Raw genomic sequence first — 720 nt, 5'->3', positions numbered from 1 at the left:
TCAACGGTAGTATTCTTACCGTCTTTCAGGATTGTCTTGCCTGCCGCAACAGCATCTTTCAGCTGGCCGAAGTTGACCGCATCACTGTTTACCGTACCGTTGGCTACGTTGGTGATTTTCTGACTGTTCGCATTCAGACCGTCTTTGTTGATATAAGTCTTTCCGTTGATGGTCAGGCTGCCGTTCGGCCCAAGGTTTACATCTTTCGCCAGACGGATTTTCAGATTATCGCTGCCGTCGGATACGACGCCGATGTTGTCATCATCTGTCAGTTTGCTTGTATCCGTAATGCCGCCCACTACATTGACCTGTCCGTTCAGTTTCTTCTTGATGACAGCCCCCGTGTCACCGCCGTATTTCATGCCGTCATCCAGGGTAGCCACTTCATGGGTCACATGGTTCTTATCTTCGTATACAATTCGCGTCAGATGGGTTCCCGGTGCTCCGTCTACTCCCGGTGCTCCGTCTTTTACATGGATGTCCGCCGATGTTCCGTCCTTACCGTTGATTCCGATATGGCCGTCTACTCCATTCTGACCCGCAGGCCCTTCCGCCGTGATGGTCACTCCATCTTTACCATTCGCTCCCGCTACTCCGACTTTGCCATCTTTGCCATCTTTGCCGGCCGTAATGGTTTCTACTTTCAGGTTTTTGTCCAGGCCGACAATCATTTCACCATTGCTGTCCACCATCGTTTTGATGTTGGAAGGATCATATTCG

Annotated in this window: 1 pseudogene; it reads right to left on the bottom strand. The window is 50.7% G+C overall.

Going from position 1 to position 720, the window contains the following annotated elements:
• Nucleotides 1-720 (bottom strand): annotated as a pseudogene (locus HMPREF0080_RS05995) (ESPR-type extended signal peptide-containing protein); the annotation flags it as partial.

Origin of the sequence: Megasphaera geminata F0357 (genome assembly GCF_000239275.1) — a bacterium.
GTDB classification, from domain to species: Bacteria; Bacillota; Negativicutes; order Veillonellales; family Megasphaeraceae; genus Megasphaera; species Megasphaera geminata.
The sequence above is the reverse complement of the archived record's forward strand: the minus strand, read 5'-3'. Positions and strand labels throughout refer to the sequence as shown.